Raw genomic sequence first — 20405 nt, 5'->3', positions numbered from 1 at the left:
GGTCACGTCAATCGGCAAAGACGGCTGGGTGGGTTCAATGTGGATGCCATGGTGCTGGCACCACACGTCGTTGTTGACGAAATTGACGGTGTGTTCTCCGTATACCAGCTCCTGTTGTGTCGGTGGGTTCAGTAATGTCAGCTCTTTTCCGGCGCCGCGCTCGCTATTACAGGACTTGCACGAGATGACCAGCGTGTCCACGGTGCTGTCCTGGTGGGAGTTGAGCGAATCGTAGGTGGCGGCCCGGTAGCCAGACCTGTTGGACCAGCTGACGCCTCTCCCGCACCAGCGGCAACGATCTCCGTCGCGGACACGGACCTGGGCGAGCAGTCCGGGAGTGCGCTTGTCCTTCGACCGGCGGCGGTCCAGCTCAACTTCCTCACGGCGGCGGGCGTGAACGAACTCTTCATCATCCACGCGAAGGCGAATAACCCGACGGCCATCGACAGTGTCCTCGGCGGCAATGTCCGCAGCCTTGAGAGTGTCGAGGACCGCACGCTCGCGGCCTGGCGCGACTTGGGCGAGGAGGCCGAGCTCGACAATCGAGTCGGTGAGGTGTGCGGCCGAGACTGCGGCGAGTTGGACGAGGACTCCGAATGCTTCGTTTTTGCGGTGGTGCTCGAGGTTGGAGGCTGCGAGGAGTTTCGACATGAGCGGGTGGGTGGTGGCGTTGTCGCCGATCCGAAGCCAAGCCATGTGTTCATCTCCTCTTTAATGTGTGTCGGGGTTTGTCGTTGTATCATCCGACCTCCCTTCGGTGGCGTGGGTCCGGTTCTCGCGCTGGGCGGTGAGGGTCCAGGCCCGTCGGGTTGTTCTGCTGGTGCGAACGGGGCGGTGCGGCCGGGCGCTTTCCTGACAAGATGGCGAGGACGGGGTAGCAGTCCTCGCACAGGCCCTCGCCGATGTGTCTACGGGCTTTCGGCGGCGGCTTGGTTTTCGCGCCGACACCGCCTTGCGGGATAAGTGGTGCAGCGCACCCGCGGCAGGTTGTCTGGTGGAACTGCGCTTCGTTGCGCAGCATGTGCGAGCGCACATCCGAGTACCGGCCGGCCATAACACCGTCGACATGAAGGCCCGCGCGCTCTAGGTCGCTGAGTGCGCGTTCACACGCGGTGAGCAGCGGACAGCGACGGCAGAGGAGCTTCGCCTCGGTGTGGCGGTCATGGACCTGCTGCGTGGGTTCCTTTGGGCGTCGCCCGTCCCACATGCTCGGCGTTGCGCCCCACCGCTTGTGCCAGCACAACGCCGCACGTTCTTCACCCGGTTCAAGTCCCCATAGGTCGGTTGTTTCATTGATCACGCGATACCGCCTGTCGGGTTGGAGACCACGACCCGGAGCTGGTGCTTCTGCGATGTCGTAAGCGTCCCGACGGCTGTCTCCGCTTCCTCGACGACCGCATCGGCGAACGTGAGCTCCTCCAGTTCCTCGGATTCGGCGCCCGTGGCACCGATAGGGACGGAGGCAATTGACCGGAACCGATCGCACAGGACGATGTGGCGGTGGAGGTGTGATGCCTCATCGGGGGCGATGCCGACGATCGTGGGAGTAGTGCCCATAATCTTCGCGACACGGGTGAGATCGCGGAGCTGGTCAGGCGACAGGTGCACCGGCATTTCCGCGCACACATCGCTCATGGTGGTATCGATCGTATGGAATAGGCACGGAATGTCCAGTTGCGACCGCGCGCACCCGTAGAGGTACACCGACAACCCGAGACCGGTCTCGTCGAACCACCGGATTTCAGCCTCCGACAGGTGAATGCCAATCTGTGGGGCCTGCTCTTCTTCGTCCGCTGGCCGCTTCGCGAAGTTCTTGAACACCTGGAGAACATCACGAACTTGCTTGATGGTGAGTTCGAACGCGAGGTCGCGCTCGTCGTCAACAATGTTGCTCCACTCCACGCCTGCCGTGGTCGCGGTGACGTGGTTAAGGACGCGGGCGGAAACCTCGACGCATTCCTCGTCCGGGTTGATGTCTACCCGGACGCCTGGGTAGGCGTGCTGGTCGGTGAAGATCACCGCACAACGCAGTGCGTCTAGGAAGTCCGCGGCGTGCACCACCACGACCGAGGTGTTGTCCTGTCCGGTCACGACGTTCTCCTTCTCTCTTTGATTGCGTCCATCAGGTCGAGCTGACCGGGCGCGGGTTCGTAGCCTTTTCTGTGGGGTTGTTCGACCCATCGCCAGATTTCGACACGGCGCTTGTCTGGGAGGGTGTCCCACCAGTCGTCGGCGTCGCGGGTATCTAGGTCGGGCATGGCGGTTCAGCAGCTGCGGCGCGGAGGTTGAGTTCGCTGAGGATCTTGTGCGGGGCGGACACGATGGCGGCCAGTGTGGGTGCCTTTTCTTTGAGATGGTCGGAATGGCCGAGGTGGTGGAGTGTGGCTGCCAGGATCTCTACTTGTTTGCACGGGCAGACTGTGGACTCGATACGGATGTCGGCCATTTCTCCTTCGATTCCCCACTCTGCGAGCCCAGGCATCTTTTCGTCCGGCGAGCGCGCGGTTAGCGTGAGCATTGGATGTTTGAGGTTCACCAGGTTCTCCTTGCGGGTGGGTGCGGTGGCTGTGTTCGGTCTGGGAGGTTGAGGCGGTTGATCATTTCTCGGACGCGATCCGGGTCAGCTATCTTCCGGGGGCGGTCGATTGCGGGGCAGGACGCGGCGTGTGCGAGGAAGATCAGCTCACCGCGGTTCTTGGCGTGTTCGCGCTGGCTCGTTGTTAGCGGGGTAGCGATGGTTTCCATTTCGCCGGTGCCGTAGTTGCGCTGGCGGTTGATGGTGTACGTGCCGTGCGGGTCGGATGAGTCGTCTAGGGCGACGTTTTTCCTTGCCGGGGTGATTGCCCAGCGGATCGGGGCACCGCACTCTTTGCAACGGGCGCGCGTAGCTTTCTTTGCCATGATCTAAGCACCTCCTAGCGTTTTGTCCGCTCTAGATTGGCGCGCGTATTTGTCGGCTTCGGTGTATGCGGCGCGCCAGGTTCGGAACTCACGGTGGTGCGGAAAACCGACAGGCAGGTACCCCATACCTGCGCGTTTGTAGACTTTCCAGGACCCGCCTCGCTTGCGGACCTCGATTTCATTCCTCATCAGGCTCATGCGTATTCCTCCTTTGTGCCGCGTGTTTCGAGAGCTAGGCCACTACGGGTGCCAGGGAGCTCCGCGGGGGTGGAGGGATCTGACGGGGGAAGTCCGTCCTTAGTAAAGGCGCGCGGCAGTTCCGGATGGATGAAGATGTTCTCGGGTTTGGTGTAGATCGGGTCAAGGGCGAGCGGGTAGCGGACCTTGCCTCCTAGGGCAGCGCCCTCGTAGATCGCTAGCTCGTCCGGGTTGTCGGTGATGTGGCACCAGCGGCCGACGAACTCGGCACGGTCCTCGGGTGCGTAGTCGGAGAGGCGGTTACGCAGTGGCTCGGTCATCGCTGGCCTCCTTCCGGTCCGGGCTGCACAGGCCGAGCGCGCGCTCCAAGGCCATGAACGACTTATCCGGGTCTTCCTCGAATTGCTTGAGAGCCGTGGTCAGGTGCCGCTTGATAGACGCCAGATTCACAGTTGCCGCTGGAGTGGTCGGCGCCTTCTTCTGCCCGGCGCGGGTTGCTTTCTTCAGGGAGACGCGGGCGTCGGTGAGTTCGTCTTCGAGTTGTGCGGTTTTTTCGCGGGCGAGTTTGAGTTCGGCCTCGAGCCTGGCGGTCTTCATTTGGGAGTTTTGGAGCTCGATGTTGAGGGGGTTGGCCGGGGCCAATTGGCGCAACTGGTCGTTCGCTTTTTCGAGATCGGCGCGGAGGTCGTGGATTTGGCGGACCGCGTCGGTATGCTCGTCGGTCTTGTCCTCCAGTTTTTTCTTGAGGTCGGTGACGATTCGGGATTGGTCGGTGACGTCCTTGTGGAGTGCCGTGAGTTTTTCGGAGGCGAAGGCGTGGGCGGTTTCCAGGGTTCTGTGTGCCTCCTGGAGCTGCCCGAGTTCGTACACCGCGCGGCGTTTGGCTGCCGCCTCTTCTGCGGCGGTCCGTTTCAGGTGCGCGATGTCTTCGTCGTTGCCGACGGTGGTTGTGGCGGCGCTCTCGAGGGCGGCGTTGCGTTCGATGAGGTTGTCGACGAGTTGTTTAAGGAGACCCTCGATAAGGGTGTGGGTCGGCATGTCGGCGGCAGGGACGTTGGTCGTGATGGTCATAGTGTTTCCTCCGGGGGAAGGGCGAGGATCGTAGCGACGGTGAGGAGCGCGGCGGCGGTCGCGTCCTGGCCCATGAGCTGTGTGGTGAAGTGCTTGTAGATCTTGGAGACGTCATTGAGAGGCTCGGCGTAATCACCGAACTGCTCGGCATACCGCTTTTCGCGGCGGCGCTGCGCGAGGTCGCTGGGCGTTACTTCCATTGGTTGCCTCCAATCCGCTCTAACCACTCCTGCTCGAGGCGGTTGAGGGGCGCATGTCCGGACGACTCAATGCGCGGGTATGGGTAAGTCGAGGCGGTAACCGCTGAGTACGGGACGGATTTTCTGTTCAGGCGTCCCACCGTCTTGTAGACCTTGCCGTCGACTGTGCGGAAATGGGTGATGCTGTGTTCTGACAACTGGCCCTGCAGTTTTTCGAGGTCCGGCTCCGGCCTGAGGCAAACGGCGAATGCGGGGACGTATGAGGTCGTGTCACTCACGGTCACATCACCGCCTGGCAAAACAAACCGAGTGTCACGAACGCGATGAAGCTCGTGCCGACGCCGATGAGGAAACCGGTGACGATCTTCTCCATCGCGTTCATCTCCTCTTCCTCATGGGTCATGCGGTAGAGCTCGGCATTAAATTCGGCCATAGTTGGACTCCTCGTTGTTGATTGCGGCTTTCTCGACCTGGCCGATTAGCTCCTGCAGTGCATCGCGCCACGGCAGCGGCAGTTTCTCGTTGTAAAAGCGCTCCAGTTCGAGAAGCTCGGCTAGGAAAAGTTGCTCAGTGTTCACGTCGACCAGCTCGGAGGCACCGGTGACGAAATTGGCAGGCCAATAGCCCTCTGGGCCTCTACTCATGCTGCGCCTCCCCACATCGCCCACGAGAGCACATAGATTCCCCACACTGCGGCCCCCAAGACGGTGGCACCGACGACGTCTCCCCAACTCCAGACATCATCACTGTCTGTATCTAGTGCTGCCACCGCGCGTGTCTTCGCGAGGGATGGGGAAATGTTTTCGATACGTGGCCTGTGGCGCGGTGTCGACGAGGGCGCGGGCATTACGCCCACCGCCTCAGCGACCGCGGTCAAATCGTTGTCCATCTTCAATCCTTTATCTGTGCAGTTGTTGAAGTCTTTAAAGGGGCGCAGGGTGGCAGTGCCACACCTCACGGCGAGGGGACCACCGCTGAAATAGAGGTGCGGATACGCCCTTGCCGGCCACATGAGCTACCGGCTTAACGCCCCTAGTGCCCGCCCCCGGATTCGAACCGGAGCGCCGCCTACAGCGCGAGGGGGACAGGATTGTCGTGCCAGACCAACTGGCATGAGCGGGCAGGGCGCGCGCCCGTCAGGCGGCGAACTCGCGGAGGACACGCTCGATCTCCGAACGGGGCACCCAGAACGGCGAGTTCCGGGCCGCCGGCGGTAGCTTGCGAGCTTTTATCTGCTTAGCGTGAATCATTCGAATGAGTCTCTTTCGGGTGATGCCCAGCTCCTGGGCGGCGTCGCCGACTTTCACTAGCCGCGGTTGAGAGGTGGTAGTGTTCACTGTGATTCCTTTCGAGTCGTGCCCGCCTGCTGCTACCAGGCGGGGTTTCATTTCTGTTGGCGCTTGCAGGCGCGGTCTCTGAGCCATTCCTGCAGCGCCCCGTCTTCCTGGCGGTCCACCTCGATCAGCGCGGCCCGGCGCTCCAGCCATGGTTCGACGTCGGTGAAGTTGGCGGGGTAATTCGCCAGGAGATCGCACACGTGGGACTCAATCTCGGAGCGCAGGTGCTCCCGGTTCTCGCGAGAGAAATTCAGGGCACACGGGTCCCAGAAAGGCTCACTAAGGCTGGATGGCGCGGTCACGACGCCACCTCCCCGGTGCCCAGCGCGGTGGTGTTCTGCCGGTTATCGTGTTGGGCATGAGCAACGTCGTTTTGCATTACGCTGGTGAGCGTTTCGTTCTCGAGGCTGGGTTGACTGCTGCTGATGTCCACGCCAGGGTCTTGGACCGCATGAATCATGCGGCGCACTACGCGAGCCGCCTCGACCGACGCCCCTTCGGAGAGTCGCAAGGCGTCCTGCAGGACGGCCCCGGGGGTCCCGTCCTCATGCAGTTCGATCCGTTCGAGGTTTTGCCGCTCGCGAACGGCGGCGAAGTATGGGTCGCTTGCTACGACGGCGTTAATCTCGCGCTGGAAACCGACGAGCGCGACGAGGAAATCGTCCAGGACTACAGCGACGTGCGCTAACCAATCCTCTGGGTGCCCGGTGCGGTCGAACAGGGTGAAATCGTTTACCGCGTCAGCGAGACGGGCATGCGCGTTGATCATTTCGTTGCGGGCGGACTGTGCGGGTGTCCGCGGCGCCATCATGTGGTGGCGCTGGGCGGGTGACAGTTCCATCACCATCGCGCGACGGCCACTAGGGCGTTGCTCCTCCATGACTACGCCACCTCCCCGGTGCCCGTCGCGGTTTCGTTGTTCGTGACCCCGTCGAGGAGGTCTGCGGCCTTGCGGTGTGCCTGCGCCTTCGCCGCGAAGGCGATAACGGCAGCGGGATCTGGGACCGCGTAGCGCAGCACCTCGAGCTGCGTCTCGGTGATGCCGAGGAATGCGGCGAGGTCTTTGTCGCTGCGGGCGCCGGTCTCGCGGGCGAGCTCGTCGAGAACGCCGGGGCGAATCTGTAGTGGGTTCTTCATTGTTCCTCCAAGTGCGTTTTGCATTTCTAAATGCAGTATGCACTTAGCGGGTCAATATGTCAACACTTAATGCACTGATCTTTTATTTCCGCAGGCCTTGACAGGTGCAAAATGCAACTGCAGAATGTAGTTATGGATTTCAACGACTGGTTAAGTTCGCTGCCCGGTTCCCCGACTCCAACGATTGCCGCCAATAAGGCGGGTCTCACCAACACGACCCTCATCCGTCACGCCACCAAGGGACAGACCACCGCTGACAACGTGATTGCAATTGCTCGTGCATACGGCGTTCGTCCAGTTGATGCGCTTATTGCCACCGGTCATCTAGAGCCCGAGGAGGCCGCGAGTGAGCGAATGGCAATCCGCATGGCGCTGCGCAGCGCATCGATCGCCGAGAAATGGGACTCCATCGCCGAGGACATCGACGGTATGCACGTGGTTGTCGGCCACTTCCCCCGCGCCCATGAGCTCGATATCGCCAAGTTCGATGACACTAGTACCCCCGATGTCTCCCCCATCGACGATGATGACGACGCAATCATTGAACGAATCAACGCGGGGCAGGAACAGATCGCGGCACAGAAGGCGACCGACCCGCTGGAAGAGAACTACACCTAGGAAAGCAACATGGCAGACGGAATCGAGCTCAACCACGACTCGCTAGGCGAGTTCATCATCTACCGCACCGAAGACGACACCACCGAAGTGCATCTGCGGCTCATCGACAAAAGCGTGTGGATGACACAAACCGAAATCGCCGAACTGTTCGGCGTCACCATCGCCACTGTCAGCATTCACCTCAAGAACATCTACGCGGACACCGAGCTGACCAGCGAACGAACTATTAGAAAGTTTCAAAGAGTTCGGTCCGAAGGCGACCGCGACATCAAGCGAGAAGTCAACCACTACAACCTCGACGCAATCATGGCCGTCGGTTACCGCGTCCGCGGCCCCCGAGGAATCCAATTCCGACGCTGGGCCACCGACGTCCTCACCGACTACCTCGTCAAAGGCTTCGTGCTCAATGACGAAAAGCTCAAGGATCCGCGCGGTAAGGACTACTTCGACGAACTGCTAGCCCGCATCCGCGATATTCGGTCCTCCGAGGCGCGGCTATACCTCGAACTCCGCGACGTCGTTGCCCTGGCTGACGACTACGACAAGCGATCTCCCGCCACGCACAAAATCTTCGCATCCATCCAGGACCGATTGCACTACGCCATCACTGGACTCACCGCCTCCGAGATCATCGCCACCCGTTGCGACCCCGCCGCCGACAACCTCGGCTTAACCACCTTCAAGGGAAAGGTAGTGAGAAAGGCCGACGTCACTACCGCGAAAAACTACCTCACCAAACAAGAACTAGAGCACCTAAACCTGCTGGTCTCCCAGTTCCTCGACTACGCGAAATTACGTGCCGAGCGACGCCAAGTCATCCACATGACGGACTGGATCGAACAAACGAACCGATTCATCGAATTCAACGAGTACGAGCCACTCACTGACCGCGGACGAATCACCCGCAAGGAAGCCAACCGGCTCGCTGGGGCACGCTATGCCCTCTATGACGGGCGCCGCCAAGAGCAACGTAACGAGGAATTCGACCGCGAACTCATCCCCCAACTCCAAGAGATTGAACGTCGGATACTTGCGGACCGAGCCCGGCTGGCTCCCCGCACCAAGGACGAGAATCCCGGAGCGCCAAAGTGAGCATGATCGAACAACGCCTCGACGCGCTAGTGGAATCTATGGGAGTCCGCATCGTTGAAACAGGCAAGCTCTCACCCGATCTCAACGCCTGCTTCCATGCGGCCTCGAACACTGTCTTTGTGAGGTGGGGCCTCGACCCCGTCACCCGCCGCTGCGCCATCGCCCACGAGCTCGGCCACGTCCATTCCGGTGACACCTGTTCAACCGAACGGGCGGAACGCCTCGCCGACGAATGGGCCGCGCAGCAGCTCCTTGACATAGATGATGTCGAAACCATCGCCCACGACGTCGACCACTCACCCGCAGCCATGGCAGCCGAACTCGGCGTCACCCCGCATCTCCTGGACGTGTGGATGCGCCTCTACGAAACAGGCAGGGTCAAAGTCACCTGGAACTGCTTCGAAAACCCGGATGACATCGAGGCATTGCTCGCCCAGAACCGCTGCAGCTAAATCCCCGCGCCGATAGCATCAGTACGATATGCGAGGCTCACGCCCGCGCCCAGAACCACGGAAAGCAGACCGCAATGAACCGAACAGCCATCTTCTTGGGGGCGAGCGCCCTCGTTCTCGGAGCCACAAGCTGTGCCACCGAACCGACCGAGCCAGTCATCGTCAGCGTCACCACCACGACCACCCACACCACAACAACTACACCCGCCTCCACGAGCGAACAGACTGAGACCACCGAGCCGACAACAACAGCATCGGCACCAGCTAAAGCCTCATCCAAACAGCGCGAGCCCGCAGCCGCCCAAAACAGCGCGTTCACCTCCCCCGGCGAGGGCTACCAATGCCCCGGTACCGACGCCTTCGTCACAGACCCCGCCTACTGCACCTCGACGTACCTCGGCGGCGACCCGTCATACGACGAAAACTGCCCGAACTACCTCTGCGGCTACGGTGTCGACGCGAACGGCAACCCGAACCCCACCTCCGGCGAGATACAGACCATGGACGGTTGCGAACAGGGATACATCACCGACCCGAGCCTGTGCAGCGCAGTCGCACAACGAGCCGAGCAATACGGCTGGTAACCACAAGGTGCGCCCCGCGGGAGCCTGGGGCAGGCTGCGACCGCGGGGCGACTTTTCCTAAGCGTCCGACCGCCCATTGGGGGGTTGGCGACCGAACAAGAATGGAGCATACCGTGACCGTGCGCGATCTGTGGTTCAAGACCAATCGCAAGACAGGCCAGCGCGCCCGCTCGAGCCGTTATGGCGTCGGCAAACGCTGGCAAGTCAACTACACAGACCTCGAAGGAAAACGCACTTCGGAGGTTTTCGATACCCGCGAGGAAGCCGAGCTTTTCGACGCCTCCGTCAAGGTCAAGAAATCAGACGGGACGCTAATCTCGGCCGACAAGAAGGACGTCCGCCTCGAGGACATCTGGCAAGCCTGGTGCGATGCCCTGGGCGACGTGTCCGACTCCTACCGGGGCGACTGTGAATCCATCTGGCGCGTCCACATCCACCCGACGTGGGGACGGCGCCGCATCGCCGAGATTCAAGACCACCAAGTCACCGCGTGGGTGGCCGGACTCACCACCACCAAAGGCGTGAAGCCCGGCGCGGCGCCGCGCGAGCTGGGTTCGTCGCAACGGCGCAAGATCGCCAACATGATGAAGTCGCTCCTGCAGCGCGCCGTCATCCTCAAGATCATCCCGGCCAATCCCCTGGAGCACACCCAAGCGCCGCGGCAGAAGAAAGCCGAGCGCCGCTACCTCACCATCGAGGAAGTCGACGCGCTGCTCGCGGCCGCGCAAACCGACGCCGTCAAGCTGATGGTCGAGGTGCTACTCAAGACCGGTCTGCGCCCCGGCGAGGCCAAGGGGCTAAAAGTGCGTGATCTCGATCGCGCGCGCCGACGCCTAACTATCCGCCGCGATGTTGACGATCTCGGCCGCGTCGATGAAACCAAGACCCGGCAGCACCGCGACGTGCCCATCAGCCAGCTGACCCTGCTGCTCCTGGAGCGCGCCGCCGACGGCCGCGACAGCGACGCCTGGCTCCTGCCCGACGAGCGCGGCCACGTTTGGACCACCGCGCGCTGGCGACCCATCTGGGAGAACCTGCTCGTGGACGCTGGCGTCGACCGGACGTTGAAGACCTACGAGTTGCGGCACACGGCGGTGTCGATGGCCATCGCGGCCGGCGCGGATGTGTACGTGGTGCAGCGGATGGTGGGCCACACCTCTGCGGCGACGACGCTGAACTACTACGGGCACTTGTGGGATCAGGGCCTCGACCAGGCCGCCGAAGCCATCGAGCGGCACCTCGAAGCCGAGCGCGCTCGTGTCGACGCGGAGCAAGCCCGGCGCGCGGAGCGGGAGAAGGCCGCCGGGGTGAGGCATCTGCGGGTGGTGGAGTAAATGGACCTGTCGCGAGCTGAGAAGGTACAAAAAGCCTCTGATGAGCACCGTGCTCGCTTGTGCGTGATCAAATCCAAACAGGGCGAACGGAAACCACATCGGAATGCCGCCAAGAAGAGGCAGGAAGCCGCACGATTTCAGCGCAAGCTGAGCCATATCGTTGGCTACAAAGTCATCGACACTGCCGCTGTTGAGCGGGAGGCGAATGTGGTCGTCGGGAAACAGCGGTTGGTGTCAGGTCAACGACGGAAGGTCTCCGAAGGGAGCGCTAGAAAACTCTCGCGCAGGCTCGGGTTGTCCCGAGGACGGGAGCTAACCGGAGGGGATTGGACGTATCGAGGTGGATTACCGGGTTCCAAGCGGTAGCGCGGTCCCCGTAGCGCGCGGAGCGGGAAAAGCCGTCGGGGTGAGGCATCTGCGATGAGTGGAGTGAGTCCCCTACTCAGGAGGCCAAGTCAGCAGGACTCAAGTTCAGTAGTCGTCGCCGACTCCACTGCCACCCTCGAACGTGAGGTGAGGGATCCGCTCGTGAAAGTGAACTGCATCAACTGGCGCAGATGCCATTCCAATTGGTCGCGCTCGGCGGCCTTAACGTGGGCCCCCTTCTCAATGTCATCTATCCGGGGGATTTGCTTAAGGTCCAGCAGCTCCACGCCGACAACACATCCAAACTTGTCCAAGTCCACGATGAGCGTGTCAGAAAGCTCGCGCGACACTTCGACCCTTTCGCTGGTCAGCCTGATGTAAGCCATCTGCTCTGATCGGTTGTACGAAACTTCTACGCTCATCGCTATGCTTCCCCTTCGTCCCTGCAAAATGCGGTGATGATTTCTATTGGATCCGTCCCATCAACTGTTACTACGCACGTTATTCTACTTAGCTTTCGTTCGTATACCCGGCGACCTGGCTTGTTTCCTGGTCGTGTCAGATCGGGCGCCGCCAACACGGCGTGAACTTCCGATTCGCAAATGCCTCTTTCCGCCATTCGCCTCCGCGCGTGACGACCGATCCGAATGCTAGCTTTCATCGCCTGGCAGAGCTTCAAACGCAAGAACTCGAACCGGCTTATCGTCGAGGGCCAATTCGCACTTGTAAAGCCCCGGCGCCTCCATAAAGATCGGTCCCCTCAGAACAAAAACGGACGCCACTTTTCCGTCGTACTTAACGGCGTTGTCTTCGTCTTCTAGGACTCGTTCTGCGAATACAAGGTCGTCTTCTTCCCCATCCTTGAAGAAGCGGATCGAGAGCTTGGGCGCTGTATCTTCCTCAGCCCTGCGCACTCGACCAGCAACCGAGAGCTCCATCATCGCCGGGTATGACTGACCTTGCACCTCAGTAAAACTGGCACCTACGGATGTCAATGTTCCACTCTCGGTTTTCGCGTATTCCGCGAGGAATGCGTAGTCCAGTTCAGCTGCCATGCCGACTAGTTAACCATACGGCGAAACTAGCTGTACCCGTGTTCGTACTTTGTTCGTTCCTCGTTCGTACCCACACATATTCACCTGGGGTTACCCTGTCCTACTTTTCGGACAACTGAAAGCGGAAAGAAACCCCAGGCTTTCCGGCTTTTCACCGTTTGACCTGGGGCTTTGAGTTGTGCGCCCGGAGGGATTCGAACCCCCAACCTTCTGATCCGTAGTCAGATGCTCTATCCGTTGAGCTACGGGCGCTGGCAACGAAGACAAACATTACACCGCACGCGCAGAGGCGCCAAAACGCCTGCTCACGGCTAAATTCCGAGCACGGACTTCGCGATGAGGAAGTACACCACCAACCCCGTCGCGTCGCAGAAGGTGGAGATGAAGGGGTTGGAAAACACCGCCGGGTCCGCCCCCACCGCCTTGGCGATGATCGGCATCATCCCGCCAACCGTGGCGGAGATGGTGCAGATGATTAACAGCGTCGCGCCAATCACCGTTCCGATCCCCAGCCCGAAAAATGCTGTGGCCAGAAGGAAGCCCAGTGAGCCGAGGACGGTGCCGAGCAGCATGCCCACCCGCAGCTCCCGCCACAAGACGCTGAGGATGTCGCTCTTGCGGACGTCGTTAAGGGCAAGCGCCCTCGTCACCGTCGTTGCCGCCTGGTTGCCGGTGTTTCCACCGGTGCCGGTGAGCAGCGGGATGAACAGGGAAAGCACGACGACCTGCTCCAGCGTCGCCTGGAAGATGTCGAGCACCTGGACGGTGAGGATCGCCGACAGCGCGAGCACCAGCAGCCAGACGATTCGGCTGCGCACCAGGCGCAGCACAGGCGTGGACAGGTAGGGCGTGCGAAGCGCCTCGGAGGCCCCCATGCGGGCGGAGTCTTCGCTGTTGGCACCTTCGGCGACGTCGTGAGCTTCGTCGTAGGTGAAGATGCCGATCAGCCGGTTGTCGTCGTCGACCACGGGCACGGCGAGCCTGCCGGAGGAAAGCAGCCATCGCGCGGAGTCCTCCAGGTCGTCGCCGGCGTGGAACACGCTGGCGTCTTCCATCATCTCCGCGACGCGATCGTCATCGGCGGCCCGAAACAGCGAGCGCAGGCGCAGCACCCCACAGACTGAGCGGTCGGCGTCGACGACGGGGATGGTGTAGATCGTCTCCAGCTCGTCAACGTGATCGTGCAGCAGCCCCACGACCTCGCGCACCGTCATTTCGGGGGTGACGTTCGGCACCTTCGGCGACATGCGCCGGCCCACAGTGCCCTTGCGGTAGCCGAGCACGACGCTGGTGACGCGCTGGTCGTCCTCGTCGAGTTGGCGCACGAGCCGCTCCGCGATCTCCACCGGCAGGTGATCGAGCAGCGCCACGCGGTCCTCTGCGCCGATTGCGCCGAAGTAGTTGACCACTTTGTCGTCGCCGAGCGCGCGGATGAGGTCGGCCTGGTGCGCCGCGGTGAGGGTGTCGAAAAGCGCGGCCGATCGCTCCGGCGGCAGCAACCGCAAAATCTTCGCACCGCGCGAGGCGCTGGTGCGCCCGAGCAGGCTTGTCAGTTCCCGCAGGCTCAGGGTGGCGAGCTCGCTCTGCACCTCTTCGAGCTCTTCGAGGCTTGCTTCTCGACGCCCACTCAAACGCCGCTCCAGAGCCTTCACTTTGAAAACCTCTCGAGGTCGCCGGGGCTGCCAGCGGCGACGATGTAGTCAGTTGAAGCGAGGCTGACGCCGTCTTCGAGGGGAATCCAGCGGCCGTCGCTGACGCGCACCGATATGAGCTGGACGTTGTGCGTGCGCCAGACGTCGCCAAGCACGAGTGGGCGACCCACCAACGCGGCGGGCGGGGCCAACCGGGTAATGCCATAGTCGGGCGCAATCTCGGCGAAGTCGCGGAACCGGCCACCGAGCAGGTGGGCGACACGGCGGCCGGTGTCGCGCTCGGGGCGAATCACGTGGTGCACGCCGATCTGGCGCAGGATGCGCTCGTGGGCCTCGGACGTTGCCTTCGCCCAGATGTCCTTGGTGCCCATCTCCATAAGGTTCGAGGCGGTGAGGATGGATGCCTCGAGGTGGCTGCCGATAGCCAACACGACGCGGTCGACGTCATCGACGCCCAGCTGGCGCAGCGCCTCGGGGTCGGTTGTGTCGGCGCACACCGCCTCAGTCAGATACGGGGCTTGTTCGCGAACCAACTTTTCGCTGGTGTCAATGCCGAGAACCTCCACGCCGTGAACCATCAATTCGTGCGCGAGAGACGCGCCGAAGCGACCCAACCCAATGACTACGACCGGAGGAATGTCAATCGTGGGTTTCGATCCGCCGAACGCCTTGAACATGTTAGCCAATGAAGGGCCTTTCCTCTGGGTACCGGAAGCGGCGGCTGACAGCCGTGGCAGCCAGCGCCGCAATCAGTGTTGTCGGGCCGACGCGGCCCAGGTACATGATGAGACACAGGATAACCTGCGACGGTGCCGACAGCTCGGCGGTGATACCTGTCGACAGACCCACCGTGGCAAAGGCGGACATCACCTCAAACGACACCTCGTCGCCGCTGAACTGCGGATCGAAGATGCGCAGCGCGCCAATGCCGGCGGTGACCACCGCGACCCCGGCGAAGGCCAGCGCCAGCGACTGGCGCGTCACCGAGCGCGGCAGGGTGCGGTGACCGATCGAGGTGTCCTCGCGCCCGAGGAATTCGGCGGCCATCGCCGCAATGAGCACGCACGCGGTGGTCACCTTGACGCCGCCGGCGGTGCCGGCAGAACCGCCACCGATGAACATGAGAATGTCGGTACCCATCAGGGTGATCGGGTGTGCTTCGCCGTAGTCAAAGGTGTTGAACCCCGCCGTGCGCGACGTCGCCGAGGCGAAAAAGGCGTTGAGCACCCTCTGCCAGACGGGCATGTCGCCGAACACCCCGTTCCACTCGGCAAACGCCATGAAGATCGCGCCGGTAAAAAGGAGGAACGCGGTGGCTGTCAGTGTCATGCGTGCCGTAATGGAAATCCGGTGAACGCGGACTTGTGAACGCCGCGTCAGGCGCACCAACTCCGCCCACACGGGGAAACCCAGCCCGCCGCCGATCAGCGCCGCCGCCAGCGGCATGAGCACCCACGCGTCGGCGGCGAACGGGATGAGGTTATCGGTGTTCGTACTAAACCCCGCGTTGTTAAACGCCGACACGGAGTGGAAGACGCCCTCCCACACCGCGCGGCGAAACGTGTGGTCGTAGGAAACCATGAAGCGCAGCGTCAGAATTACCGCAACGAGCAGCTCGACGACCAGTGTGAACGCCACGGTGAAGATCAACGTGCGACGGATCCCGCCCTGGGTGACAGGACGGCCCTCGGCAGCACCCGTCTGGCGCGCGCGAAAGCTCACGCGGCCGGTAAGTATCAGGCCAGACAGCGAGGCGAGCGACATGATACCCAAGCCACCGAGCTGTATCAGCGCGAGGATGATCCCTTGACCCAGTGGTGTCCAGTAGGTACCGGTGTCCACCACAGTCAGCCCTGTCAGGGAGACTGCAGAAGTCGCGGTGAACAGAGACGGCAGAAACGGCGCCCACTGCGGACCCGCGGTGGAGAAGGGCATCATCAGCAGGAGGGTCCCGGTCAAGATGAGTGCGAGGAAGACCACGGCGGTGAGCCGCGCAGGCTCGAAGAGGCCGACAGGGCGGGATTTATCCACGAGCGGATAGTTTAGACCCGGCGCGGGGGGAAACGAGAAGAAACCCCACCTGAGGCTTCCTCAGATGGGGGTAACTTTTTGGCGGAGACGACAGGATTTGAACCTGCGGCCCTCGTCAAGAGGGCAACTCCTTAGCAGGGAGCCCCATTCGGCCACTCTGGCACGTCTCCAGACCTTTTCGCATACTACCGAACCATCGCTCTAACGACCAAATAGACTAAGCCCCATGATTCGCCCCGACATCGAAGCCATCCCGCCATACCTTCCCGGCACGCGCAACGACAGCGCACTGAAGCTGTCGTCCAACGAGTCGAGCGAAGAGCCGCTGCCGGCTGCGGCACAGGCGATGGTGAGTGCTGCGCGCGGAGCCAACCGCTACCCCGACATGTTCGCCGTCGAACTGCGGGAGACGCTGGCTGAGCACCTGGGCGTAAGCCGCGAGGAGATTGCGGTGGGTAACGGCTCCTCGGCGCTGCTGCAGCAGCTCGTGCAGGCGACGTGCACGACCGACAACAACGTCATCTACGCGTGGCGCAGCTTCGAGGCCTACCCCATCTTCCTGCAAGTCGTCGGCGCCCAGCCTCGCCCCGTACCCGTGACCCGCGACGGCAAGCACGACCTTGATCGCATGGCTTCGCTCATCGACGCCTCCACGTCCCTGGTGTTCCTCTGCACCCCGAACAACCCCTCCGGGCAGGTCATCACCAACGCGGAATTCGACGAGTTCATGGCGAAAGTGCCCGCCCACGTGACCGTTGCGCTCGACGAGGCGTACTTCGAGTACAACCGCGACGAGGATGCCGTGGAGGGCACCGACGCGATTGCCCGCTACCCCAACGTGGTGGCGCTGCGCACGTTTTCCAAGGCCTACGGCCTGGCCGGGGTTCGCGTCGGTTACGCCTTCGGCCCGCGCGAGATCATCGCCGCGCTCAACGCGGTGGCGATTCCCTTCCAAGTCAGCGCGGTCGCCCAGGCCGGAGCGATCGCCTCGCTCGAGGCAACCGACGCGATGCGGGCCCGCACCGACGAGACGGTGGCGGTGCGCGACGAGGTGGCCGACCACGTTCAGGCGGCGCGCACCCAGGCCAACTTCGTCTGGCTGCCAGGCGTCGAGGCGCAGCGCATCAGCGCCGCGCTCGCCGCCCACGGTGTCTTAACCCGCGCCTTCCCCGAGGGCCTGCGCGTCACCGTGACCAACCGCGAGGAGGCCGAGCAGTTCATGCGCGCCTGGGACGCGGTGCAGGGCTAATCTTGAGAGCATGACTCAACTGCCCCGCACTGACATCGACCCCAACGGCCTGCTCGAGTACTCGGTGGTGTTCACCGACCGCTCCTTGAACCACATGTCGCAGAAGTTCATTACCTCGACGCAGGAGCTGCTCGGCATTCTCACCGACACCTACAACGCCGATACCGCCGCGCTTGTCCCCGGGGGCGGCACCGCGGCGATGGAGGCTGTGGCACGCCAGCTCGCGACCGGCAAGAAGGTCCTGATCATCCGCCAGGGCAACTTCACGTTTAGGTGGACACAGATCATTGAGAAAGGCGCCATCACCGACCAGGTCAAGGTCCTCAACGCGGTTGCCACCGATGACTCCGACACCCCCTCGTACGCGCCGCCGGCTTTGGATAGCGTGCGCGAGGCCATCGCCGAGTTCGGCCCCGACCTCGTGGTCACCGCCCACACCGAAACCGCCTCCGGCACCTCACTCGGCGCGGACTACATCGCCGAGCTCGGCGCGGCGGCGCGCGAGGCCGACGCCCTGTTCGTCCTCGACTGCATCGCCGCTGGCGCCGACTTCACCGACATGGTCGCCTCGCAGGTTGACGTTCTCATTTCCGCGCCGCAGAAGTCCTGGTCCGGCTCGCCGGCGACCGGCTACGTCATGCTCAACTCGCGCGCCCGAGAGGCCGTCGTCACGAGCGAATCCACCTCCTTCACGCTCGACCTGGCGAAGTGGCTCGAGATCTTCGAGGGCTACCGCGACGGCAAGGCCGCCTACCACGCCACGCTGCCGACCGACACGATCGTGCACAACCTCGAGGTGATGAAGGAGTCCCTGGCAGTCGGGCTCGACGTTCTGGCCGCGCGCCAGGTCGAACTCGGCCGCGCCGTACGCGAGGCCGCACGCGAGCGCGGCTACGTCTCGGTCGCCGCCGAGGGCTACGAATCCAACGGCGTCGTCGTGCTCTACGCCGACGCCCCCGGGCTGCAGTCCGGCGCAGCGCTGAAGCCCTTTGGGGTGCAGATCGCCGCGGGTGTGCCGCTGAAGATCGGCGAGGGCGAGAACTTCTCCACGTTCCGCATCGGTCTGTTCGGCCTGGACAAGTGGGATGATCCGCAGGCCGCGGCGCAGAAGCTTATCGACGCCCTCGATGCGGCGCGCAGTTAAGCAGACGGGTCAGCGGCGTTGACAGTGCGATGATGATCCGCTACATTTCAGACATCAGCCCTAGCCGTTGACCCTCCAATATAGGGAGAGCGCCGACGACTAGGGCTATTTTCCGGTGGAGGATTAATGCCCAGGAAACCACAGAACAGCCATGATTCCGCTCCCTTGCGCCAAATAACGACTGCCGTCCTAGTTGACGGCGGCTTTTACCGTAAGCGAGCGTCTGAGCTGTTCGGGCGCAAAACCGCAGAAGCGCGGGCAGCTGAATTGGTGCAATATTGCCACCGCCACATTAGAAAATCCCGCGCGGGCCTCTACCGAATCTTTTATTACGACTGTCCTCCGTCGCAGCGCGTGGTTTACCATCCACTGCTCCAAACCCAGGTGAACCTGGCCAAGAGTGAATTATTTAGCTGGTCCAACGACTTTTTTAGGGCCTTGTCCAGCAAACGGAAAGTGGCAATCCGCCGAGGAGAGACCCTGGAGACGCAGGGTGGCTACACACTTCGGGATGGCCCGCTAAAGAAACTGTGCAGAGGCGCAATCAGTGTCGAGGACCTCCAAGAACATGATTTCGTTCTGGAGATCTCTCAAAAGGGTGTGGATATGCGAATCGGCCTAGACATAGCGTCGCTCGCTGAGCGAGGTCTGGTCAACCAGATAGTGATGATATCTGGCGACAGCGACTTCGTTCCTGCCGCTAAACATGCCCGCCGATCTGGAATCGATTTCATCCTCGATCCGATGTGGGCGCCAATTACAGACAGCCTCGCTGAACACATCGACGGTATCCGCCAATGCGTCTCTCCCCCGCCCAGGAACATGACTGATCCCCTTCACATCGACTACCGGGGAGACAGCCCTGAGCAGGACGATGACGAACTCTAGCCTGGGAGAAATTTTGGCGGAGACGGCGGGATTTGAACCCGCGGAGGTTTGACCCTCGCCGGTTTTCAAGACCGGTGCATTCGGCCGCTCTGCCACGTCTCCAGTGCCGCGATTGTAACCTACGGGCCGGGTAGTTCCGTTAATCTGGGGTGGCATGAAAGCCATCCAGCTCACTGACCCCGACAACCCCCGCTCCCTCGAACTAGTGGACGTCGCCGATCCCACCCCGGGCGACGGCGAGGTCATGGTCAAGGTTGCCGCCGCCGGCGTGAACCGCGGCGACCTGATGCAGGCCAAGGGTATGTACCCGCCGCCGAAGGGCGAATCCGAGATCATCGGCTTGGAGTGCGCGGGGGTGCGCACCGACACCGGGGAGGAGGTCGGCTGCCTGCTCGCCGGCGGCGGTTACGCCGAGTACGTCGCGGTTCCGGAGGGCCAGCTCACGCCGATCCCGAAGGGGTTCGGCCTAGTTGACACGGCCGGTGTTGTGGAGGTCGCCGCCACCGTTTGGTCGAACCTGGGCATGCTTGCCGACGCCTCCCGCGGCGACCGGGTCCTCATCCACGGCGGCGCCGGCGGGATCGGCTCGTTTGCCATCCAGCTGTGCAAGGCGCTCGGCTGCGAGGTGGCCGTAACCGCGGGTAGCGCCGAGAAGCTCGAATACTGCCGCGACCTCGGCGCGGACATCACCATCAACTACCACGACCAGGACTTTTCCGAGGATCTTAAGGGCAGCTGCGACGTCATCCTCGACATCATGGGCGGGTCCTACTTGGAGCCCAACGTCGCGAGCCTGGCTATCGACGGCCGCCTGATCGTCATCGCGTTGCAGGGCGGGCCGAAGGGCACCCTCAACTTGGGCCGCATGCTCACCCGCCGCCAGTCCGTTCACGCCACCACGTTGCGCGCCCGCCCGCGCCCGATGAAGGCGGAGATCGTCGGCAGCATGGTGGAAAACGTCTGGCCCCTGCTCGAAAGTGGCGCCATCAAGGCGAACGTGTCCAAAACTTTCCCGCTTGCCGACGCCGCCTCCGCCCACGACTACCTCGACTCCGGCGATCACACCGGCAAGGTTGTCTTAACGCTCGACTAAACC

Annotated in this window: 27 protein-coding genes, 3 tRNA genes and 1 pseudogene; 9 read left to right on the top strand and 22 right to left on the bottom strand. The window is 62.5% G+C overall.

The genetic code is table 11. The annotated features are described in order from the left end of the window. The 13 genes and pseudogenes from HMPREF0298_RS12370 to HMPREF0298_RS00930 form a co-directional block, all read right to left on the bottom strand. Positions 1-696: pseudogene (locus HMPREF0298_RS12370) on the bottom strand (HNH endonuclease); the annotation flags it as partial. A 600-nt stretch (positions 697-1296) separates the two neighbouring features. After that, positions 1297-2091: a hypothetical protein gene (locus HMPREF0298_RS00990; RefSeq protein WP_006839211.1), complete on the bottom strand. Its 795-nt coding sequence runs from the start codon at positions 2089-2091 to the stop codon at positions 1297-1299. Between the two features lie 154 nt (positions 2092-2245). Beyond that, complete coding sequence (locus HMPREF0298_RS00985; protein ID WP_157464335.1) at positions 2246-2536, bottom strand: hypothetical protein; 291 nt, start codon at positions 2534-2536, stop codon at positions 2246-2248. Beyond that, positions 2533-2901: a hypothetical protein gene (locus HMPREF0298_RS00980; RefSeq protein ID WP_006839208.1), complete on the bottom strand. Its 369-nt coding sequence runs from the start codon at positions 2899-2901 to the stop codon at positions 2533-2535. The genes HMPREF0298_RS00985 and HMPREF0298_RS00980 overlap by 4 nt, the downstream gene beginning before the upstream one ends. Positions 2902-3095: 194 nt before the next feature. Continuing rightward, positions 3096-3419 carry a hypothetical protein gene (locus tag HMPREF0298_RS00975; RefSeq protein ID WP_006839207.1) on the bottom strand — a complete coding sequence of 108 codons (324 nt, stop codon included), beginning with the start codon at positions 3417-3419 and terminating at the stop codon, positions 3096-3098. Next, a complete protein-coding gene (locus tag HMPREF0298_RS00970; RefSeq protein ID WP_006839206.1) occupies positions 3400-4170 on the bottom strand; it encodes a hypothetical protein in 771 nt (256 codons plus the stop codon). The genes HMPREF0298_RS00975 and HMPREF0298_RS00970 overlap by 20 nt, the downstream gene beginning before the upstream one ends. Further along, positions 4167-4370, bottom strand: a complete 204-nt coding sequence (locus tag HMPREF0298_RS00965; RefSeq protein ID WP_006839205.1) for a hypothetical protein — start codon at positions 4368-4370, stop codon at positions 4167-4169. The genes HMPREF0298_RS00970 and HMPREF0298_RS00965 overlap by 4 nt, the downstream gene beginning before the upstream one ends. Before the next feature lie 280 nt (positions 4371-4650). Further along, positions 4651-4803 carry a hypothetical protein gene (locus HMPREF0298_RS12080; RefSeq protein ID WP_006839203.1) on the bottom strand — a complete coding sequence of 51 codons (153 nt, stop codon included), beginning with the start codon at positions 4801-4803 and terminating at the stop codon, positions 4651-4653. Continuing rightward, positions 4790-5014 (bottom strand): hypothetical protein, encoded by a 225-nt coding sequence (locus tag HMPREF0298_RS00955; protein WP_006839202.1) that lies wholly within the window; start codon positions 5012-5014, stop codon positions 4790-4792. Before HMPREF0298_RS00955 ends, HMPREF0298_RS12080 begins: the two co-directional genes overlap by 14 nt. Before the next feature lie 492 nt (positions 5015-5506). Then, a complete protein-coding gene (locus tag HMPREF0298_RS00945; protein ID WP_040422125.1) occupies positions 5507-5707 on the bottom strand; it encodes a MerR family transcriptional regulator in 201 nt (66 codons plus the stop codon). 47 nt (positions 5708-5754) lie between these two features. Next, positions 5755-6009: a hypothetical protein gene (locus HMPREF0298_RS00940; protein ID WP_006839199.1), complete on the bottom strand. Its 255-nt coding sequence runs from the start codon at positions 6007-6009 to the stop codon at positions 5755-5757. Beyond that, positions 6006-6587 (bottom strand): hypothetical protein, encoded by a 582-nt coding sequence (locus tag HMPREF0298_RS12075; RefSeq protein WP_040422123.1) that lies wholly within the window; start codon positions 6585-6587, stop codon positions 6006-6008. Before HMPREF0298_RS12075 ends, HMPREF0298_RS00940 begins: the two co-directional genes overlap by 4 nt. Positions 6588-6589: 2 nt before the next feature. After that, positions 6590-6844 (bottom strand): hypothetical protein, encoded by a 255-nt coding sequence (locus tag HMPREF0298_RS00930; RefSeq protein WP_006839197.1) that lies wholly within the window; start codon positions 6842-6844, stop codon positions 6590-6592. A gap of 132 nt (positions 6845-6976) precedes the next feature. Here HMPREF0298_RS00930 and HMPREF0298_RS00925 point away from each other — a divergent pair, with 132 nt between their 5' ends. The 5 genes from HMPREF0298_RS00925 to HMPREF0298_RS00905 all read left to right on the top strand — a co-directional run bounded on the left by HMPREF0298_RS00925 (position 6977) and on the right by HMPREF0298_RS00905 (position 10924). Continuing rightward, positions 6977-7462 (top strand): hypothetical protein, encoded by a 486-nt coding sequence (locus HMPREF0298_RS00925; RefSeq protein ID WP_040422121.1) that lies wholly within the window; start codon positions 6977-6979, stop codon positions 7460-7462. A gap of 9 nt (positions 7463-7471) precedes the next feature. Then, positions 7472-8554 (top strand): RhuM family protein, encoded by a 1083-nt coding sequence (gene rhuM, locus HMPREF0298_RS00920; protein WP_006839195.1) that lies wholly within the window; start codon positions 7472-7474, stop codon positions 8552-8554. 2 nt (positions 8555-8556) lie between these two features. Next, on the top strand, positions 8557-9006 hold the full coding sequence (locus HMPREF0298_RS00915; RefSeq protein WP_245527435.1) for an ImmA/IrrE family metallo-endopeptidase: 450 nt from the start codon (positions 8557-8559) through the stop codon (positions 9004-9006). 74 nt (positions 9007-9080) lie between these two features. Continuing rightward, positions 9081-9590: a hypothetical protein gene (locus HMPREF0298_RS11470; protein WP_006839193.1), complete on the top strand. Its 510-nt coding sequence runs from the start codon at positions 9081-9083 to the stop codon at positions 9588-9590. 113 nt (positions 9591-9703) lie between these two features. Further along, positions 9704-10924 carry a tyrosine-type recombinase/integrase gene (locus tag HMPREF0298_RS00905; RefSeq protein ID WP_245527421.1) on the top strand — a complete coding sequence of 407 codons (1221 nt, stop codon included), beginning with the start codon at positions 9704-9706 and terminating at the stop codon, positions 10922-10924. 455 nt (positions 10925-11379) lie between these two features. Here HMPREF0298_RS00905 and HMPREF0298_RS00900 read toward each other — a convergent pair whose 3' ends face one another. The 8 genes from HMPREF0298_RS00900 to HMPREF0298_RS00870 form a co-directional block, all read right to left on the bottom strand. Next, a complete protein-coding gene (locus HMPREF0298_RS00900) occupies positions 11380-11712 on the bottom strand; it encodes a DUF2283 domain-containing protein (RefSeq protein ID WP_006839191.1) in 333 nt (110 codons plus the stop codon). Positions 11713-11714: 2 nt separating this feature from the next. Further along, positions 11715-11951, bottom strand: a complete 237-nt coding sequence (locus tag HMPREF0298_RS11710) for a DUF4258 domain-containing protein (protein WP_083789473.1) — start codon at positions 11949-11951, stop codon at positions 11715-11717. Further along, the gene (locus HMPREF0298_RS00895; protein ID WP_006839189.1) at positions 11941-12345 is read right to left on the bottom strand and encodes a DUF6941 family protein; all 405 of its coding nucleotides are present in this window, start codon (positions 12343-12345) and stop codon (positions 11941-11943) included. Before HMPREF0298_RS00895 ends, HMPREF0298_RS11710 begins: the two co-directional genes overlap by 11 nt. A 179-nt stretch (positions 12346-12524) precedes the next feature. Further along, positions 12525-12597 (bottom strand) — tRNA-Arg (locus HMPREF0298_RS00890). Between the two features lie 59 nt (positions 12598-12656). After that, the gene (mgtE, locus tag HMPREF0298_RS00885) at positions 12657-13997 is read right to left on the bottom strand and encodes a magnesium transporter (RefSeq protein WP_006839188.1); all 1341 of its coding nucleotides are present in this window, start codon (positions 13995-13997) and stop codon (positions 12657-12659) included. Then, the gene (locus HMPREF0298_RS00880; RefSeq protein ID WP_006839187.1) at positions 13994-14674 is read right to left on the bottom strand and encodes a potassium channel family protein; all 681 of its coding nucleotides are present in this window, start codon (positions 14672-14674) and stop codon (positions 13994-13996) included. The genes mgtE and HMPREF0298_RS00880 overlap by 4 nt, the downstream gene beginning before the upstream one ends. A gap of 1 nt (position 14675) precedes the next feature. After that, entirely contained in the window at positions 14676-16028 is a 1353-nt protein-coding gene (locus HMPREF0298_RS00875; RefSeq protein ID WP_006839186.1) for a TrkH family potassium uptake protein, read from the bottom strand. Positions 16029-16107: 79 nt separating this feature from the next. After that, positions 16108-16198, bottom strand: a tRNA-Ser gene (locus HMPREF0298_RS00870). 56 nt (positions 16199-16254) lie between these two features. On the opposite strand from HMPREF0298_RS00870, the gene HMPREF0298_RS00865 reads away from it, so the two are divergent. From HMPREF0298_RS00865 to HMPREF0298_RS00855, 3 genes are all read left to right on the top strand, one after another. Continuing rightward, positions 16255-17277, top strand: a complete 1023-nt coding sequence (locus tag HMPREF0298_RS00865) for a histidinol-phosphate transaminase (protein WP_006839185.1) — start codon at positions 16255-16257, stop codon at positions 17275-17277. 10 nt (positions 17278-17287) lie between these two features. Beyond that, positions 17288-18421: an aminotransferase class V-fold PLP-dependent enzyme gene (locus tag HMPREF0298_RS00860; RefSeq protein WP_006839184.1), complete on the top strand. Its 1134-nt coding sequence runs from the start codon at positions 17288-17290 to the stop codon at positions 18419-18421. Between the two features lie 126 nt (positions 18422-18547). Continuing rightward, complete coding sequence (locus tag HMPREF0298_RS00855; protein ID WP_040422119.1) at positions 18548-19309, top strand: NYN domain-containing protein; 762 nt, start codon at positions 18548-18550, stop codon at positions 19307-19309. 14 nt (positions 19310-19323) lie between these two features. Here the strand turns inward: HMPREF0298_RS00855 and HMPREF0298_RS00850 are convergent. After that, positions 19324-19411 (bottom strand) — tRNA-Ser (locus HMPREF0298_RS00850). Between the two features lie 52 nt (positions 19412-19463). Between HMPREF0298_RS00850 and HMPREF0298_RS00845 the strand changes: the two genes are divergently transcribed. After that, positions 19464-20402: an NAD(P)H-quinone oxidoreductase gene (locus tag HMPREF0298_RS00845; RefSeq protein ID WP_006839182.1), complete on the top strand. Its 939-nt coding sequence runs from the start codon at positions 19464-19466 to the stop codon at positions 20400-20402. Positions 20403-20405: the final 3 nt, after the last annotated feature.

Source organism: Corynebacterium lipophiloflavum DSM 44291, assembly GCF_000159635.1.
Lineage (GTDB): Bacteria > Actinomycetota > Actinomycetes > Mycobacteriales > Mycobacteriaceae > Corynebacterium > Corynebacterium lipophiloflavum.
The sequence above is the reverse complement of the archived record's forward strand: the minus strand, read 5'-3'. Positions and strand labels throughout refer to the sequence as shown.

Excerpts from the sequence above, each read along its gene's own strand:
- rhuM (WP_006839195.1), top strand. The coding sequence starts at position 7,472 with ATGGCAGACGGAATCGAGCTCAACCACGACTCGCTAGGCGAGTTCATC.
- HMPREF0298_RS00955 (WP_006839202.1), bottom strand. The coding sequence starts at position 5,014 with ATGAGTAGAGGCCCAGAGGGCTATTGGCCTGCCAATTTCGTCACCGGT.
- HMPREF0298_RS00845 (WP_006839182.1), top strand. The coding sequence starts at position 19,464 with ATGAAAGCCATCCAGCTCACTGACCCCGACAACCCCCGCTCCCTCGAA.
- HMPREF0298_RS00925 (WP_040422121.1), top strand. The coding sequence starts at position 6,977 with ATGGATTTCAACGACTGGTTAAGTTCGCTGCCCGGTTCCCCGACTCCA.
- HMPREF0298_RS12080 (WP_006839203.1), bottom strand. The coding sequence starts at position 4,803 with ATGGCCGAATTTAATGCCGAGCTCTACCGCATGACCCATGAGGAAGAG.
- HMPREF0298_RS00880 (WP_006839187.1), bottom strand. The coding sequence starts at position 14,674 with ATGTTCAAGGCGTTCGGCGGATCGAAACCCACGATTGACATTCCTCCG.
- HMPREF0298_RS00900 (WP_006839191.1), bottom strand. The coding sequence starts at position 11,712 with ATGAGCGTAGAAGTTTCGTACAACCGATCAGAGCAGATGGCTTACATC.
- HMPREF0298_RS11470 (WP_006839193.1), top strand. The coding sequence starts at position 9,081 with ATGAACCGAACAGCCATCTTCTTGGGGGCGAGCGCCCTCGTTCTCGGA.
- HMPREF0298_RS00975 (WP_006839207.1), bottom strand. The coding sequence starts at position 3,419 with ATGACCGAGCCACTGCGTAACCGCCTCTCCGACTACGCACCCGAGGAC.
- HMPREF0298_RS00930 (WP_006839197.1), bottom strand. The coding sequence starts at position 6,844 with ATGAAGAACCCACTACAGATTCGCCCCGGCGTTCTCGACGAGCTCGCC.
- HMPREF0298_RS00965 (WP_006839205.1), bottom strand. The coding sequence starts at position 4,370 with ATGGAAGTAACGCCCAGCGACCTCGCGCAGCGCCGCCGCGAAAAGCGG.
- HMPREF0298_RS00915 (WP_245527435.1), top strand. The coding sequence starts at position 8,557 with ATGATCGAACAACGCCTCGACGCGCTAGTGGAATCTATGGGAGTCCGC.
- HMPREF0298_RS00860 (WP_006839184.1), top strand. The coding sequence starts at position 17,288 with ATGACTCAACTGCCCCGCACTGACATCGACCCCAACGGCCTGCTCGAG.
- HMPREF0298_RS00980 (WP_006839208.1), bottom strand. The coding sequence starts at position 2,901 with ATGGCAAAGAAAGCTACGCGCGCCCGTTGCAAAGAGTGCGGTGCCCCG.
- HMPREF0298_RS00970 (WP_006839206.1), bottom strand. The coding sequence starts at position 4,170 with ATGACCATCACGACCAACGTCCCTGCCGCCGACATGCCGACCCACACC.
- HMPREF0298_RS00895 (WP_006839189.1), bottom strand. The coding sequence starts at position 12,345 with ATGGCAGCTGAACTGGACTACGCATTCCTCGCGGAATACGCGAAAACC.
- HMPREF0298_RS00855 (WP_040422119.1), top strand. The coding sequence starts at position 18,548 with ATGCCCAGGAAACCACAGAACAGCCATGATTCCGCTCCCTTGCGCCAA.
- HMPREF0298_RS00865 (WP_006839185.1), top strand. The coding sequence starts at position 16,255 with ATGATTCGCCCCGACATCGAAGCCATCCCGCCATACCTTCCCGGCACG.
- HMPREF0298_RS12075 (WP_040422123.1), bottom strand. The coding sequence starts at position 6,587 with ATGGAGGAGCAACGCCCTAGTGGCCGTCGCGCGATGGTGATGGAACTG.
- HMPREF0298_RS11710 (WP_083789473.1), bottom strand. The coding sequence starts at position 11,951 with ATGAAAGCTAGCATTCGGATCGGTCGTCACGCGCGGAGGCGAATGGCG.